Consider the following 16,295-nt stretch of genomic DNA (forward strand, 5'->3'; position numbering starts at 1 on the left):
ACAAATTAAAATGAGAACCTATAAAATAAAAAACAGTAGTAAACTGTTGCTTACTACTGTTTAAAAATTGTATTTTTATTTTTATTAATCCTGTATCACTATTTCAGGACTAGACATTCACTGAGACTGAAAACTGCTCACCGAAAACTTTTTTATTTATTTCCTTTCTCGAAATCAGCAACAAACTGTGCCAATCCAATATCAGTCAATGGGTGTTTCAATAAACCGTGAATAGCCGAAAGTGGTCCAGTTATAACATCGGCACCAATTTTTGCACAGTTTACAATGTGCATCGTGTGACGAACTGAAGCAGCAAGAATTTGAGTTTCATAACCATAGTTATCATAAATCAATCTGATTTCTTCAATCAAAGCCAAACCGTCTGTAGAGATATCGTCCAAACGACCAATAAATGGAGAAACATAAGTAGCTCCAGCTTTTGCAGCCAATAAAGCTTGACCAGCAGAGAATACTAAAGTAACATTGGTTTTAATTCCTTTATCCGAAAAGTATTTGGCAGCTATAACACCTTCTTTGGTCATTGGCAATTTCACTACAATTTGATCGTGTAAATCAGCTAATTCTTCACCTTCTTTAACCATTCCGTCAAAATCCAATGCATTTACTTCGGCACTTACATCACCATCAACAAGATTACAAATATCAACGTAATGTTTCAAAATGCTATTTTTCCCTGTGATTCCTTCTTTTGCCATCAAGGATGGATTTGTAGTAACGCCATCCAAAACGCCTAATGCATGTGCTTCTTTAATTTGAGCTAAATTAGCCGTGTCAATAAAAAACTTCATAATATATCTATTTAATTGTGTGTTTTTAAAATTTGGGCATGACCCTCGTGAAAAACTTCGGGTCGGGCTTTCCGTTATAATCTTTTACTTTTTAAAGAAAAAAGTAAAAGGATTTTCACTGCAATCCCTCATGCTCATAAAATTCGGTGCAAAATTACAACTTATAATGGTTCATAAGCATTTTTTCATATACTTTATCCGGTAAAATTCTCTTCAAGACAATCGAAAATTTTTGCATAAAAACACCTATTTTATAATGAATTTTAGGCTCCGGAGTTTGAATAATTTTATACACCGCTTCTGCCATTTCATTTGGATTACTACCACTATCTACATGTTCATCCATAGTTTTTAATGTATTTCCATACGGACTTTCATAAGCAGAACCTTTAATAACCGGGGCATGAAAACGTCCTGAAGCAATATTTGTGGCAAAATCACCTGGAGCCACATTCGTAATATGAACGCCAAACGCCTTCACTTCCATGCGCAACCCTTCTGTAATTAGTTCTAAAGCTCCTTTTGAAGCGGAATAAACACTTCGATATGGCAAACCCATATAGGCAGCAATAGAAGTAATATTGATAATCAATCCTGATTTTTGCGAACGCATTTGTGGTAACACCGCTTTCATCACTTCAATAGGTCCAAAAAAATTGGTCTCAAAATTATTCTTGATTTCATGCATTGGAATTTCTTCCAGCGGTCCTGTAATTCCAACACCTGCATTATTGATTACAACATCCAGTCTTCCTGAAATAGCAATAACTTTGGCAACAGCCGCATGAATCGAATCCGTATCACGAACATCTAAAGCTACCAAAGGAAAAACAGAATTTAAGATTCGTTCCGGATTTCTACTGGTTCCATAAACAACAAAACCTTTTTGATGCAAAAACTCGCCAATAGATTTTCCTATTCCTGAAGAACCTCCTGTAATTAGAACTACTTTATTCATGTTTATGATGTTTGTTGTACGAAAGGTCCAAAAATAAAAAAATCCTCCCGAAGGAAGACTACTTATTTGTGTGAATTTTGAAAAGAATCTGAAATAAATTCAAATTTAAAAATGGCAAGCGACCTACATCGCACCGCTCAACCACGTACCCTTGCTATGTTCCCATCCTGGGGGAGTCTGCAGGAGCTGGTCGTGTAGGACTTGCCGGTGCAAATATACAAACTTTTTATATTTTTGCAAGTGCTTTGTACCTATAAAAATAACGTTGTATATTGGTGCATCAAAAAATCAAACTATGAGAAATTATAACTTCCTATCTTTCATTTTATTAGGAATCACTTTAGCAAGTTGCAACGAGACAAAAAAAGGAGAAAATACTTTATTTACCTTTGATATTTCTAAATTCAAGGAGCAATATCAACCACAAGAAGCAATAGAATTAGGAATTTCGAACCCAAATTCGAAAACAATTGACAGTATTATCTATTACGTAAATGATAAAAAAATAGCTTCAAAGAAAGGACTTGACAAACTAACGTTTCAATTGAAAGACCAAAAATTAGGGTACCAAAACCTAAAAGCCTTAGTATATTACGAAGGAGAAAACTCAGAAGCTACAGCAAGAGTAGAATTAGTTTCTAATATTCAGCCAAAATTATTGAAATACACAATCATCAATACATATCCGCACGATAAGGAATCTTTTACCGAAGGTTTAGAGTTTTATAAAGATACTTTATATGAAAGCACTGGGCAAAATGGGAAATCTTATTTTAGAAAATACGATTACAAAACTGGAAAAGTTTTTAAACAAATTGACCTTGATAAAAAATATTTTGGAGAAGGAATTACTTTTCTAAATGACAAAATGTATCAATTGACTTGGCAGGAAAAAACAGGTTTTATCTATGATGCAAAAACTTTAAAACTAGAAAAAACCTTTGCATATGATAAAGATATTGAAGGTTGGGGTATGACCAATGACGGTAAATACATTTATCAAACGGATAAAACGGAAAAAATCTGGAAAATGGATCCGAATACCCAAAAAATGATTGACTATATAAATGTGTATTCTGGGAATTCTAAAATCAAAGCTATCAACGAATTGGAATGGATTAATGGAAGAATTTACACGAATGTTTGGCAAAAAGACGCTATCGCTGTTGTAAATCCTGTAAATGGAGCAGTCGAGGGTATTTTGGACATGTCTGGTTTAAGAAAATTAATTAATGTAACTCCGGAAGATGTTTTAAACGGAATTGCCTACAACCCAAAAACTAAAACCATTTTTGTAACTGGTAAAAATTGGGATAAAATGTTTGAAATAAAAGTTTCAGAATAATTTTTCAAATGACAACACTCATCATCAATATAAAGGAATTACTTCAGGTTCGGGAAACTTCAATTTCAAAAGTGTCTGGTGCTGAAATGGCTATTCTTCCTACTATTAAAAATGCTTTTATAGTAATTAAAGACAACTTAATTGCTGATTTTGGCCCGATGGATAATTTTCCTAAAATAAATGCTGATAAAACTATTGATGCTACCGGAAAAATGGTTTTACCTTCCTGGTGTGACAGTCACACCCATATTGTTTATGCTGGTAATAGGGAACAAGAATTCGTTGATAGAATAAATGGATTGACTTATGAAGAAATTGCCAATCGTGGTGGTGGAATCTTAAATTCGGCAAAAAAACTAAACGAATCCACTGAAGAAGAAATCTACAATCAATCTAAAGTTCGGCTCGAAGAAATTATGCGTTTAGGAACTGGGGCAGTCGAAATCAAATCAGGATACGGACTAACATTTGATGGAGAGTTGAAAATGCTTCGCGTTATTCAACGCCTCGCAAAAAACTATCCCATAACCATAAAAGCAACTTTTCTTGGTGCTCACGCTTTCCCATTAGAATTTAAAGGAAACTATCAAGGATATATTGATGTAATCATCAACCAAATGCTTCCTGAAATTGCCAAAAATAAACTGGCAGATTTTATAGACGCATTTTGCGAAACTGGCTATTTTACTGTTGAAGAAACGGAACAAATCATGGAAGCTGGAATTCGCTTTGGCTTAAAGCCAAAAATTCATGTCAACCAATTTAATTCTATTGGAGGAATTCAGGCTGGAATAAAATACAACGCACTTTCAGTAGATCATTTAGAAGTCATGACAACGGAAGATATTAATACTTTAAAGAATACGGAAACAATGCCAGTGGCTCTACCATCCTGTTCTTATTTCTTGAGTATTCCTTATACTCCTGCACGAGAAATGATAACCGCAGGACTTCCATTGGCACTAGCAACCGATTATAATCCTGGTTCTACTCCGTCAGGAAACATGAATTTTGTGGTTGCCACTGCTTGTATCAAAATGAAAATGACTCCGGAAGAAGCTATAAATGCAGCCACAATAAATGGAGCATATGCTATGGGAATTTCAGAAACTCATGGAAGTATAACTATTGGTAAAAAAGCAAACCTTATTATCACGAAACCTATCTCCTCCTACTATCAATTACCTTACGCTTTTGGCAGTAATCTTATTGATGCTATACTAATAGAAGGTAAAATTTTTGAATAAAAAAAAGAGGAACAAATGTTCCTCTTTTTTATTTTATGCTTTAAAATATTATTTCAAAGTAAAACTTGTTTTAGAAACTAATTCACCTTTATCAAAAACATTTACAAAATAATTCCCTTTTTCGAAATTTTTTCCTTTTAGGTCCTGTGAAACATTAACCGTTTTATTTTCATATGTAACATTAGTTGCAAAACTGTATGTTAAAGTATTATCTCCAAAAGTCTCTGTTTTTTTGTCTCCTACCACATTATTTTTACTGTCAATTACTTGAACGTAATACGTTTTATCTCCTGATTGTGCAATTTGATTTTCAGCAATTGTAAAACTAACTCTAAGAGCATCTGCTCTACTTGCTTTATCAGTTTCTATTTGTTTTCCAGAACTTCTTAATTTGAAAGCTGAACCTCTTGTATTTAAAATAGTTAATTTTGAACCTTTTTCAACAACTTTTGCTAGTTCTTCATTTTGACCTGTTAATGATTCCACATTCTTCTTAGTCTCTCCTAATACAACAACCGTACTATCGCGTTGTGTAGTTAGAGTTGTATTTTGTTTTTTCAACCCTTCATTCTCGGCCATTAAAACTTTCATATTCCCTTGCAAAGCAGTGAATTGTGTTTTATATTTCGACATAGAAGCTACATCACCTTTAGATTTACTTAAATCAGACATTAAGTTTACCACTTTATCTCTTTCTTGAATTAACTCATCAGACATTGATGTGTTTTCCGCAATTGCAGCATCATAAGTAGATTTTAATTCTTGTAAATCTTTCATAACGGATTCTTTTTCGGTCAATGTAGATTTTAATTCTGTTTTAACTACATCAGCATCAGAAGTCATTTTAAAAATATACACTAAACTTCCCACTAACAAAACTGCTAAAACCGCTATAACCGCTTTAAGACTTGAACTGCTTTTTTGATTTTCCATAATTTGATTTTAATTTTTATTTTATACAAATTTAACAATATATAACTAGGTAATAACGTAAGTTAACACAATTATATTATTTTTGAAAAAAAATATTTTTTTTAATGGAAAAAATTATCCCGTTTACAATTAATGATCTTGCAAAAATCACGAACCACAGAAGTGGTGAAATAAAATTTGGTGAGAAAATGATAACAGTTCCTAAAGAGGCTGACCCTATTGCATTTCTAAAAACTTGCGATGCTAAATATGTTTTAGTAGGAATCCCTGAAGATATAGGAATAAGAGCTAATTTTGGCAGACCCGGTGCAGCATCAGCTTGGGATAGTGCCATAAAAAGCATTGCTAATATTCAACACAATCGTTTTTGCAAAGGAAGTCAACTGGTTGTCTTGGGACAATTGAACGTGACTGAAGAAATGAAAGAAGTGGAACATTTAGACTTTAATGATATTGACGATCGTTCCAAATTAAGTCAACTAGTAGAAAAAATTGATAAGGATGTTTCCCATATAATTTTTAATATTATAAAATTAGGAAAAACGCCAATAGTTATCGGTGGAGGACATAATAATGCCTATGGAAATATAAAAGGTGCTGCTCTTGCCAAAGGAAAACCTGTAAATGCAATAAATTTTGATGCTCATTCTGATTTTAGAATTTTAGAAGGCCGTCACAGCGGTAACGGTTTTTCATATGCTTTCGAAGAAGGTTTTCTAAAAAAATATTTTATTTTTGGTTTGCACGAAAATTACACTTCTAAAAGTGTTTTGGACATCATCAAAAAAATTGAAGACCGTGTGCGCTATAATACTTATGATAGTGTAAACATCCGAAAAGAAAAAGATTTCAATCAAGAAATGGCTCAAGCCTTAGAATTTATAAATGACGATTTTTACGGAATTGAAATTGATCTTGATGCAATCCCCAATATTGCATGCAGTGCAATGACATTGAGTGGCTTCTCTGTAGAACAACTTCGCCAATTTATTTCTTTTTTTGCAAAAAATAAAAATGCTACCTATTTACATATTTGTGAAGGTGCACCTGATTTAGGAGAAGACAAAAACAATCATTTAATAGGTAAACTTATAGGCTATCTGATAACCGATTTTATTAAATCTAATAATCAATAGTCTATTTTATTGCTGAATTTCTTCTTTTCAACTCCAGAAATTATTTCGAGAATAGCGTAAAACAGTCATCAAAAATATTAATACTATCTTTGCCTCACTATCTATGTACTTAATACAAGATATTTAATACCAAAAACATGTTATTCGAAGATTTATCACTTTCAAAAAGTATACAAAAAGCCGTATTTGAACAAGGCTACACCAGCCCGACTCCTATTCAAGAACAATCTATCCCGCTAGTATTAGCCGGTAGAGATTTAATAGGATGCGCACAAACAGGAACAGGAAAAACAGCCGCATTTGCTATTCCAATCATACATCAATTACACAGAATTGTAGGTTCATCTAAAAAAGCAAAACAAATTCGTGCTTTGGTAGTTACTCCAACCCGAGAATTAGCCGTTCAAATTGGACAAAGCTTTGATACTTATGGCAAATATACCAACTTGACTCAACTGACCATTTTTGGTGGAGTTTCACAAAATCCTCAAGTGGATACCTTACGAAATGGTGTCGATATTTTGGTAGCTACGCCAGGAAGATTACTAGATTTACACAAACAAGGTTTTATTGATTTAGATCACTTACATACTTTGGTTCTTGACGAGGCGGATCAAATGCTTGATATGGGATTTGTAAATGATGTAAAGAAAATTGTAAAGCTTACTCCAAAAAATAGACAAACATTATTTTTCTCTGCTACAATGCCAATTGCCATTAGAGAATTAGCCGAAATGTTTCTTACAGATCCAGCAACAGTTACAGTTTCACCAGTATCATCAACTGCCGAAAATGTAGAACAACGCGTTTATTTTGTCGAAAAAACAGAAAAAAGAAATCTACTTTATCATTTGATAAAAAATGAAAATCTATCCGATGTATTGGTTTTTTCCAGAACCAAACATGGTGCAGATAATGTTGTAAAAGCATTACGCAAAAACAATATTGCAGCTGAAGCCATACATGGAGACAAATCTCAAAATGCAAGACAACGAGTTCTGGATGCTTTCAAAAATAAAGAAGTAGGCGTTTTAGTCGCTACTGATATTGCTGCAAGAGGAATTGATATTGACCAATTGCCATTTGTCATCAATTTTGATCTGCCAAACATTCCTGAAACGTATGTCCATAGAATAGGTAGAACTGGTCGTGCCGGAAATGGAGGTATTGCTATTTCTTTTTGCAGCAAAGACGAACATGCGTATTGGAAAGACATTCAAAAACTAATAAAAGTGGATGTACAAACAGTAAACGACCATCCTTATCCTTGGCATTCAGGAAGTCCCGAAACTGCTCCTGCCGCTGCTCAAAAAAATTCAAATCGTAGTGCTGGTGCACATAAATCCAGAAAATCTGAAGTTTCAAAACAAAATAAGAAACGCTGGTATTAGTTGTTTTTTTTAGTACTAAATCATAATATATAAGAAATGTCTTTCTAACTCTAGTTAAAAAGGCATTTTGTCGTTAATAGACTTGTTTTCAACGTTTTATGTATTAATTATACTTTTAAAGTAAATAATTTCATTAAATTTGATTTAACTTATTTAAACATTTAAATTAAACAATATGGAAAATTTAGTTAAAAGAAACAGTGCTTTCCCTTCAATTAATACTGGCCTATTTCCGTCAGTGAACACCTTTTTTGATGATTTTGTATCCAGAGATCTTTTTGATTGGGCAGATAAAAATTTTACAACAATTGGCAGTAATTTACCTTCTGTAAACTTAAAAGAAACAGAAGATAAATTAGAAGTTGATCTAGCTGCTCCAGGTTTAAAAAAAGAAGATTTTAAAGTTGAAATTGATAACAACATGCTGATGATTTCTTCAGAAAAAGAAGAAGAGAAAGAAGAAACAAGAAAAAAAGATAATTACATTCGAAAAGAATTTAGTTATCAATCTTTTTTCAGATCCTTCAATTTACCAGAATATATAGATGAAAGTAAAATAGAAGCAAGTTACAAAGATGGAATTCTCCATATTGTTATTGCTAAAAAAGAAGGCGCTAAGAGAAAAGAACACAAAACTATTGCTATCAAATAATTTTTTTAATATATCCTTAATATTAAACAATAGATTAAAATCGTTAAGCCATTTTAAGTATTGGTTTAACGATTTTAATTTTGACGCACTAGTTTCTCTACCAATCCAAATTCATTAGAAGACAATTAAAAATAACATCAAAAAGTGATATTATGAAGCCGTCGAAACATTTTTTCAAAAAAAATCAATCTTTAATAGATTATAGAAACGTTCAAAATAAAGAGTACGAACTGACTCATCCAAAACTTGAAATAAAAATCACTCTTGATGCTTCGGGAAATAAAAAAACACCACATCCATTATTGCTGCAAATGTATTCTAAAGAAAACGAAGTACTTTTTATTTAGAAAAGATGTAGTTATTAAAAAATGGAGCTTTTAAGACTCCATTTTTTTATGTTTATATATTATCAATGCCAAAATGAAATTTTGATAAAATCATCTTTTAAATCAAAACTAAAAAACCATTGTTAAATCATTTCTCTTATTTTTTGTAATCAAGACATTGATAATTTTAAATAACTTAGCCGAATCAAAAGGTTTTACAATAATATCATCGATTCCAGCTGAAATAGCTTCTTCAGTAATTTCTTCTTTATCAAATGCTGTTAATGCAATAATAGGAGTTTCAATCCCTTTAGATCGGATTCTTCTTGAAGTTTCAAAACCATTTATTAAAGGCATATTGATGTCCATTAAAATAATATCAAAATTCTCCTCTTCAAGAATTTTGATAGCCTTATAGCCATCATCTACCAGAGTACAAGTATAATTATTTTTTTTGAGAATTTTTTCAGTAACAATTTGGTTGATTTTATTGTCTTCGACCACTAAAACTTTCAATTTTTTATTCGAAGATAAATCAACTGGGATGTTATATATTATTTCATTGGTTTTCTCCGGATCAAATTCAAAAGCAATTGTAAATGTAAATACAGTTCCAACACCAATTGTACTTTCAAGCGTAATATCACTCCCAAATAAACCTAATAAACGCTTCACGATAGATAATCCTAAACCTGTACCTTGATAATCTACTTCTTTTCTTCCAACTTGAACAAATTTTTCAAAAACCTTATCCTGATCTTCTATTGCAATTCCTACCCCAGTATCCTTTATCTTAAACTCTATAGAATGGGACTTATTAGTTACTTTCACTAAATTCACATCAATAAATACCTCTCCATTTTTGGTGAATTTTAGCGCGTTACTTACTAAATTTATCACTATTTGAGAAAGTCTTAGCTTATCTCCAATCAAATATTCTGGAATTGCCGAATCAATATTGACAATGATAAAATTATTATTATTCTTAGCGATGAATGACAATGAGTTTTTAATCATGTTTATCTCATCCGAAATATTGAACGTCATATTTTCAAGAACAATTCTGTTTTCTTCAATTTTATTAATTTGAAGAACATCATTTACAAGTGACAATAAATATCTTGCTGAAAACTTTAGAGAACTCAGGTGTGGGCTGTTTGCTAATTCTTTATGTTCATCTAATAACATATTAGTAATTCCAACCACTCCATATAAAGGTGTTCTCAATTCATGAGTGATAGTAGAAACAAATTGTGATTTGAGTATGGATGCTTCTTCTGCTTTTTCTTTGGCAATAACCAATTTGTCATTGGCAAGAGACAGTTCTTTATTTGTTTTTTTCTTAAAATTATTATTTTTAAACAAAGTATAAAGCAGGATTAATAAGAAACACAATACAACAATGAACAATATGACAATAGTTCTAGATTTCTTCAAACTTTGATATTGTAAATCTTTCTCGGTTTCAATTTTATCAATCTCTCTTTTATATTCGTCTAATTCGAGATTAATGCCGGCCATATTAGCCTTCCTAAGTATCTCTTTATTATTGAGTTCCTCTGTAATTTTATTATAAATTGCTAGATTTTCGTATGCTTTTTTGTATTCACCATTATTTAATAAATACTTAGAATATTCCTGATGCGTAAATGACAAATCTGATTTCTCAATTCCTTTATTCCCTAATTTTATAGCATTTAAAAATGATGCTGTAGCTTTTTCATGATTTCCTTTAAAACCATAGTACATTCCGTTGAGCATATTTAAGGCAACAATCGTTGTCTCATTTCCATACTTTTTATGGTATTTATTGATAAATTTTAAATACGAAAAACCTTCATCAAAAAGGCCAATATCAAAATAAGCCCATGTGATGTTCAATTTTGTTAAAACAATCTCACTTGAATCGGAAATTTTTCTGCTATGCTCTAATGAATTTTTATAATAATTAATTCCTAGTTTGTATTGCTTTTTTTCAAAACTATATATATTTCCTAAATTATTATTAATCCAGGCTTTTATAGTGTCGTTCGAAGTTTTATTAGCATAAGCCAACGCTTTTTTATAAAAAAAGATGGCTTTACTATATTCTGATAATTTTTCATAATTTGCCCCAATTGTATTATAGGAAATGGCAATTAGATTATCATCCTTAGTATTTATAGCTTGATGTAAAGCACGTCTTGAAGTTATTAATGATTTTTCAAAATTAGAATTCCGCAAGTATTTAGAAGCTTGTTTTGTTAATTTTGTAATTTCTTTTTTTGAAGGAGTTGGAGTTAAAGAATAACAATTAATATTAAAAAAATTTAATATTAATAGTAATAAAACGATTCTGATTTGATACATATGTTGCTATACTTAAGCCAAATATACAAATATATTAATAAGAAAAGTACTGTCTTTGTTTATAATATTATAAAACACAAATTTTTATAAAAATTATAGTTTTCCAAAATAAAATATTAAAAAAAGGAAAAGTTATAGTCGATCTGAACTTGAGTAAATAATTTTAAATAAAAAAACCTATTTGAAAAAATCAAATAGGTTTTTTGGTTTTATAAAAATTAAATTTAGTTATTCTTCTAGTGCAGTTTCATTTTCATCTTCACTTTCCCATTGTCCTACAACTGATGTAGCTAATGCATTCCCCAAAACATTAGTTGCACTACGAAACATGTCACAAAAATGATCTATTGGTAAAATTAAAGCAATTCCTTCAATAGGAATTTTAAACATTCCGCAAGTTGCCGCTACTACCACTAAACTTGCTCTTGGTACACCTGCAATTCCCTTACTGGTAAGCATCAATACCAAAAGCATTGTCATTTGTGTCCCCAAATCTAAATGAACTCCATAAGCCTGTGCTATAAAAATACTGGCAAATGTCATGTACATCATACTCCCGTCTAAATTAAAAGAATACCCTAATGGCAACATGAAAGAAACAATTCTATCTTTTACTCCAAAACGTTCTAATTCTTCCGTAAGTTTAGGAAAAACGGCTTCACTGCTTGTTGTACCAAAGGCAATGATTAAAGGACCTACAATTCTTTTAAGCAAAACTGTCATTCTTCTTTTAAGAAAAATATATCCTATTAGTATTAATACAATCCAAATTGACGAAATTCCTATTAAGAAAGAGCCAAAGAATTTGAAATATGTAATTGCTAATTCCTGAAAATCTCTTACTGCAAATACGCCTGCAATAGCACCAAAAACACCTATTGGAGCAAACTTCATTACGTAGTTTACCATTTTTAAAACAATATGAGATGTTTTGTCTAATGCATTTATAACTGGTTTTACATAATCTCCTAAAGATGCTGCTGCTAATCCGAAAAAAATGGAAAAAATAACAATTTGCAAAATCTCATTAGTTGCCATCGCCTCAAAAATACTTTTAGGAACAATATGCTCGATAAAGTTTTCGAAAGATATGTTTTGAGTTTTTGCTGTTACTTCTGAAACAGAAGCCAAATCAACATTTGATAAATTAAGTCCAACTCCTGGCTCCAGTAAGTTTACAAAAAACATCCCTAATAATAAGGATATAAAAGACGCTGAAAAAAACCAACCTAATGCTTTACCTCCAATTCTTCCTACCGCTTTGATATCCCCTAATTTAGCAATTCCTACTACAAGAGTTGTAAATACCAATGGGGAAATTATCATTTGAACCAATCTAATAAAAACTGTAGCCAGCATTTTTATCTTATTACTAAATGATTGGGCTGCTTCTGCAGAAATTGAATTATGAATAACGATTCCTAAAACGGCGCCTAAAAGCATTGCTATTAGAATTTGGCCGGTTAAGCCTGAAAAAAATGATGGTTTCTTGGTTGTAGTTGTGTTCATTAAATTAGCAAATTGATTTCAAGGTTATGGCTCCGTATTTAGCTCGTCAAAATACTGAGTATGCAATTCTATTTTAAATAGGTTTTATTAATCAAATAAAAATCAGCTAACACTATAGCTGCCATAGCTTCTACAATAGGAACTGCACGAGGAACTACGCAAGGATCATGACGTCCTTTTCCTGTCATTTCAGTAATATTCCCTTTATTGTCTAATGATTCTTGTTTTTGCATAATTGTTGCCACAGGTTTGAAAGCCACACGGAAATAGATATCCATTCCATTACTTATTCCACCTTGAATTCCGCCTGAAAGATTGGTTTTAGTTGTTCCATCAGGATTGTATAAATCATTGTGTTCGCTTCCTTTCATTTTGACACCTTCAAATCCGCTTCCAAATTCAAAACCCTTTACAGCATTGATAGATAACATTGCTTTACCAAGTTCAGCATGAAGCTTATCAAAAACAGGCTCTCCTAAACCAATAGGCACATTTTGAATCACACAACTTACAGTTCCACCTACGGTATCCCCTTGTTTGCGAATATCGCGTATGTATTCCTCCATGATTATTGCTGATGCTTCATCAGGACAGCGAACAGGATTACTTTCGGTTTTTGAAAAATCTAATTCCTGGTATGGTTTTTCCAAAAATATAGGACCTACAGAAGAAACGTAGGCATTAATCTTGATTTCGGGTAACATTTGTTTTGCAATTGCTCCCGCTACTACCCTACTTGCGGTTTCACGAGCAGAGCTACGTCCACCACCGCGATAATCACGTACTCCGTATTTTTTTTCATATACATAATCCGCATGACTTGGTCTGTAATTATCTTTTATATGAGAGTAATCATCTGATTTTTGATTGGTATTGGGAATTATGAAACCGATAGGTGTTCCTGTGGTTTTACCTTCAAAAATTCCAGATAGGAATTGTACATCATCTGGTTCTTTTCTTTGGGTAACAATAGCCGATTGACCTGGCTTTCTTCTTGACATTTCAAATTGAATTGCTTCTAGATCTATTGCTATTCCTGAAGGACAACCATCGATTATTCCGCCTAAAGCTTCTCCGTGTGATTCTCCAAAAGTTGTTATTCTAAATAGTGTTCCGTAGCTATTTCCTGCCATTATATTAAGTTTTGAACAAAAGTACTATTTTAGTTTAAAGTTTAAAAGCTTATCCAGAGATTTCAGGATAAACTTTAAAAAAACAATGCGTATTTATTAGCTTTGAATTCATATTAAAAACCATTTATTGGAAACATCTTCAAATTGAGTCCATTTTTAAGTAGCCAAGTAGTTACCTTTTTTTAAACAAAATATTTTAAATTTAATTATCGTCATTAAAATAGTACAATCTAAAAGTGTGAATTTTATAACTTTTCATAAAAATTCTATAAATTTATAATACCTTTAAGACTGTAATATTGCAAAAACAAATACTCAACTTATGAAAAAAATTATTTTATCGGCTATTATGTTAATGGGATTAGCATTTACCACACAGGCACAAGACATTTCAAAAAACGCGCTAGGTTTACGTTTAGGAGGCAATAATGGTTTTGGTGGAGAACTTTCTTACCAAAGAGCATTAGGAAGCAACAATAGACTTGAACTTGATTTAGGTTGGAGAAATAGAAATAATTATAACAACAATGGTTATGATGACAATGCAGTGAAACTAGCAGCTTTGTACCAATGGGTATGGAACATTGACGGAGGTTTCAACTGGTATGCAGGTGTTGGTGGAGGATTAGGTAGTTACAGTTATGATAATAACAATACTTCTTATAATGATACGTTTGCATTTGCAGCGGGAGATATTGGAATTGAATATAACTTTGATATCCCTTTGTTAATTTCATTAGATTTCAGACCTGAGTTTGGAGGAAATGGATATTACGAAAACAATTACGGTTCAGATATTGCATTAGGTCTTAGATACCAATTCTAATATTTAGTACTACATATATTTAAAAATGCCACTAGAAATAGTGGCATTTTTTTATTTAATAATGATTTCTTTTTTAGAATTTATCTTAACTACACAAAAAGGATTTGTAAAAGCTTGAGTTACCATGCCACCGGGTTCAGGTATTGTTTCCTTCACAGTTATAATTATGTTTTTATCTGTTTCTACAACAGTATCAATTCCTATTTTGTATCCTCCAGATATTTTTTCTCCCATATTCAAAATAATAAAATTAGAATTCTGAATATCATTTGGGCTAATTTTATTTTTTAGATTTTCATCATTCTGCAACATTTTAATTTCATTTGGCTCCGAAAGAATTTCAAAAAAGCGAATACTTGCTCCACCATCATTTTGTTGGGTTAAGACTTCAAATAAAGGTTTTTTATCTGAGCTTTTTGTGGAAGAAGCGCCACATGAAAATAATAATACAGCAACAAATAATGCAGGGATTTTTTTCATTTTTTATTTTTTTAATGTATCAGATTAAGAATCTATTTGAAAAGTAACCTATAAATATTTATTTATTGCTTTTTTATATAAGTTTTCATATAAAGGTAAGATGTTTTTAATATCAAACTTTTTAGCAATCGAAAGAGCATTCTCTTTAAATTTATTCAGAGTAGTATCATCTTTCAAAATTTTCAGTGCATTCACAGCCATTTCATCAGTATTACCTACATCACTCAAATAACCAGAAATATCATCAAAATTAACTTCTGATAAACCTCCTGAATTACTAGAAATTACAGGAACTGACCAAGCCATTGCTTCAAGAGCGGCAAGACCAAAACTTTCAGTTTCAGATGGCAGCAAGAATAAATCTGTATAACTTAATATTTTATCGATTTCATTGCTATTCCCAAAAAAGATAACTTTATCCTGAATTCCTAATTCTTGGCATAGATATTCCGCTTTTTCTTTTTCCGGACCATCACCTACCATCATCAATTTAGCTGGAATTTCTTTTTGAATATTATAAAATATTTTAATGACATCAGGAATTCGTTTTACTTTTCTAAAATTACTGATATGAGTTATTATCCGCTCATTCTCTTTTGCCATTACAGAACGATGACAAGCAATACTGGGATCATTTACGTTTTTATCCAATTCGATAAAGTTTGGAATAACCTCAATTTCATTTTTTATATTAAATAATTTAAGGGTATCATCTTTTAAACTTTGGGAAACTGAAGTAACAAAATCAGATTTATTAATACTGAAGGTTACTGCAGGTTTATAAAAGGGATGATTTCCAACTAAAGTAATATCGGTTCCGTGGAGTGTAGTCACCATTGGAATATTAATTCCTTCATCTTTTAGCATTTGTTTTGCCATATAACCCGCATAAGCATGAGGAATGGCATAATGCACATGCATTAATTCAATTTTATAAAGTTTCACCATGTCGACCAATTTGCTTGACAAAGCCAATTCATACGGTTGATAATGAAACAATGGATATTCAGGGACATTCACTTCGTGGTAATGCACATTTGGATTTAAAAGCGCTAAACGTACAGGCTGACTGTAGGTTATAAAATGTATTTCGTGACCACGTCGTGCCAATTCAAGACCTAATTCTGTAGCGACAACACCACTTCCTCCAAAGGTAGGATAACAAACTATTGCAATTTTCATGTATGTATTTTAATGAAAC

At 31.6% G+C, this 16,295-nt stretch carries 15 protein-coding genes and 1 other RNA gene; 7 read left to right on the forward strand and 9 right to left on the reverse strand.

Going from position 1 to position 16,295, the window contains the following annotated elements:
* Positions 1-152: 152 nt before the first annotated feature.
* The 3 genes from fsa to ffs form a co-directional block, all read right to left on the reverse strand.
* Positions 153-809, reverse strand: coding sequence for a fructose-6-phosphate aldolase (gene fsa / locus ACM55K_RS16485; protein ID WP_416851364.1), 657 nt, complete (start codon positions 807-809; stop codon positions 153-155).
* Positions 810-963: 154 nt separating this feature from the next.
* On the reverse strand, positions 964-1,767 hold the full coding sequence (locus tag ACM55K_RS16490) for an SDR family oxidoreductase (RefSeq protein WP_416851365.1): 804 nt from the start codon (positions 1,765-1,767) through the stop codon (positions 964-966).
* Between the two features lie 109 nt (positions 1,768-1,876).
* Positions 1,877-1,974, reverse strand: an RNA gene (ffs, locus tag ACM55K_RS16495) — signal recognition particle sRNA small type.
* 88 nt (positions 1,975-2,062) lie between these two features.
* Between ffs and ACM55K_RS16500 the strand changes: the two genes are divergently transcribed.
* Positions 2,063-3,112 (forward strand): glutaminyl-peptide cyclotransferase, encoded by a 1,050-nt coding sequence (locus ACM55K_RS16500; RefSeq protein WP_416851366.1) that lies wholly within the window; start codon positions 2,063-2,065, stop codon positions 3,110-3,112.
* Between the two features lie 8 nt (positions 3,113-3,120).
* Complete coding sequence (hutI, locus tag ACM55K_RS16505) at positions 3,121-4,359, forward strand: imidazolonepropionase (protein ID WP_416851367.1); 1,239 nt, start codon at positions 3,121-3,123, stop codon at positions 4,357-4,359.
* A gap of 48 nt (positions 4,360-4,407) precedes the next feature.
* Here the strand turns inward: hutI and ACM55K_RS16510 are convergent, their stop codons facing one another.
* Positions 4,408-5,292, reverse strand: a complete 885-nt coding sequence (locus tag ACM55K_RS16510) for a hypothetical protein (RefSeq protein WP_416851368.1) — start codon at positions 5,290-5,292, stop codon at positions 4,408-4,410.
* A gap of 104 nt (positions 5,293-5,396) precedes the next feature.
* Here ACM55K_RS16510 and ACM55K_RS16515 point away from each other — a divergent pair, with 104 nt between their 5' ends.
* From ACM55K_RS16515 to ACM55K_RS16530, 4 genes are all read left to right on the forward strand, one after another.
* Positions 5,397-6,428 (forward strand): formimidoylglutamase, encoded by a 1,032-nt coding sequence (locus tag ACM55K_RS16515; protein WP_416851369.1) that lies wholly within the window; start codon positions 5,397-5,399, stop codon positions 6,426-6,428.
* A 137-nt stretch (positions 6,429-6,565) separates the two neighbouring features.
* Positions 6,566-7,819, forward strand: a complete 1,254-nt coding sequence (locus ACM55K_RS16520; protein WP_416851370.1) for a DEAD/DEAH box helicase — start codon at positions 6,566-6,568, stop codon at positions 7,817-7,819.
* A gap of 175 nt (positions 7,820-7,994) precedes the next feature.
* Positions 7,995-8,471: an Hsp20/alpha crystallin family protein gene (locus tag ACM55K_RS16525; RefSeq protein ID WP_416851371.1), complete on the forward strand. Its 477-nt coding sequence runs from the start codon at positions 7,995-7,997 to the stop codon at positions 8,469-8,471.
* A gap of 152 nt (positions 8,472-8,623) precedes the next feature.
* On the forward strand, positions 8,624-8,818 hold the full coding sequence (locus tag ACM55K_RS16530) for a hypothetical protein (RefSeq protein ID WP_416851372.1): 195 nt from the start codon (positions 8,624-8,626) through the stop codon (positions 8,816-8,818).
* A gap of 108 nt (positions 8,819-8,926) precedes the next feature.
* Here ACM55K_RS16530 and ACM55K_RS16535 read toward each other — a convergent pair whose 3' ends face one another.
* From ACM55K_RS16535 to aroC, 3 genes are all read right to left on the reverse strand, one after another.
* Positions 8,927-11,146 (reverse strand): response regulator, encoded by a 2,220-nt coding sequence (locus ACM55K_RS16535; RefSeq protein ID WP_416851373.1) that lies wholly within the window; start codon positions 11,144-11,146, stop codon positions 8,927-8,929.
* 228 nt (positions 11,147-11,374) lie between these two features.
* Positions 11,375-12,655 (reverse strand): dicarboxylate/amino acid:cation symporter, encoded by a 1,281-nt coding sequence (locus ACM55K_RS16540; protein WP_416851375.1) that lies wholly within the window; start codon positions 12,653-12,655, stop codon positions 11,375-11,377.
* Positions 12,656-12,723: 68 nt separating this feature from the next.
* Entirely contained in the window at positions 12,724-13,788 is a 1,065-nt protein-coding gene (aroC, locus tag ACM55K_RS16545) for a chorismate synthase (protein WP_416851377.1), read from the reverse strand.
* Between the two features lie 322 nt (positions 13,789-14,110).
* Between aroC and ACM55K_RS16550 the strand changes: the two genes are divergently transcribed.
* On the forward strand, positions 14,111-14,614 hold the full coding sequence (locus ACM55K_RS16550) for a hypothetical protein (protein ID WP_416851379.1): 504 nt from the start codon (positions 14,111-14,113) through the stop codon (positions 14,612-14,614).
* A 51-nt stretch (positions 14,615-14,665) separates the two neighbouring features.
* Here ACM55K_RS16550 and ACM55K_RS16555 read toward each other — a convergent pair whose 3' ends face one another.
* Together ACM55K_RS16555 and bshA are read right to left on the reverse strand one after the other, a co-directional pair.
* Positions 14,666-15,094, reverse strand: a complete 429-nt coding sequence (locus tag ACM55K_RS16555) for a protease complex subunit PrcB family protein (protein ID WP_416851380.1) — start codon at positions 15,092-15,094, stop codon at positions 14,666-14,668.
* A 48-nt stretch (positions 15,095-15,142) separates the two neighbouring features.
* Positions 15,143-16,276, reverse strand: coding sequence for an N-acetyl-alpha-D-glucosaminyl L-malate synthase BshA (gene bshA, locus ACM55K_RS16560; RefSeq protein WP_416851382.1), 1,134 nt, complete (start codon positions 16,274-16,276; stop codon positions 15,143-15,145).
* Between the last annotated feature and the right edge of the window lie 19 nt (positions 16,277-16,295).

Origin of the sequence: Flavobacterium arabinosi (assembly GCF_048158725.1) — a bacterium.
Taxonomy (GTDB): Bacteria; Bacteroidota; Bacteroidia; order Flavobacteriales; family Flavobacteriaceae; genus Flavobacterium; species Flavobacterium arabinosi.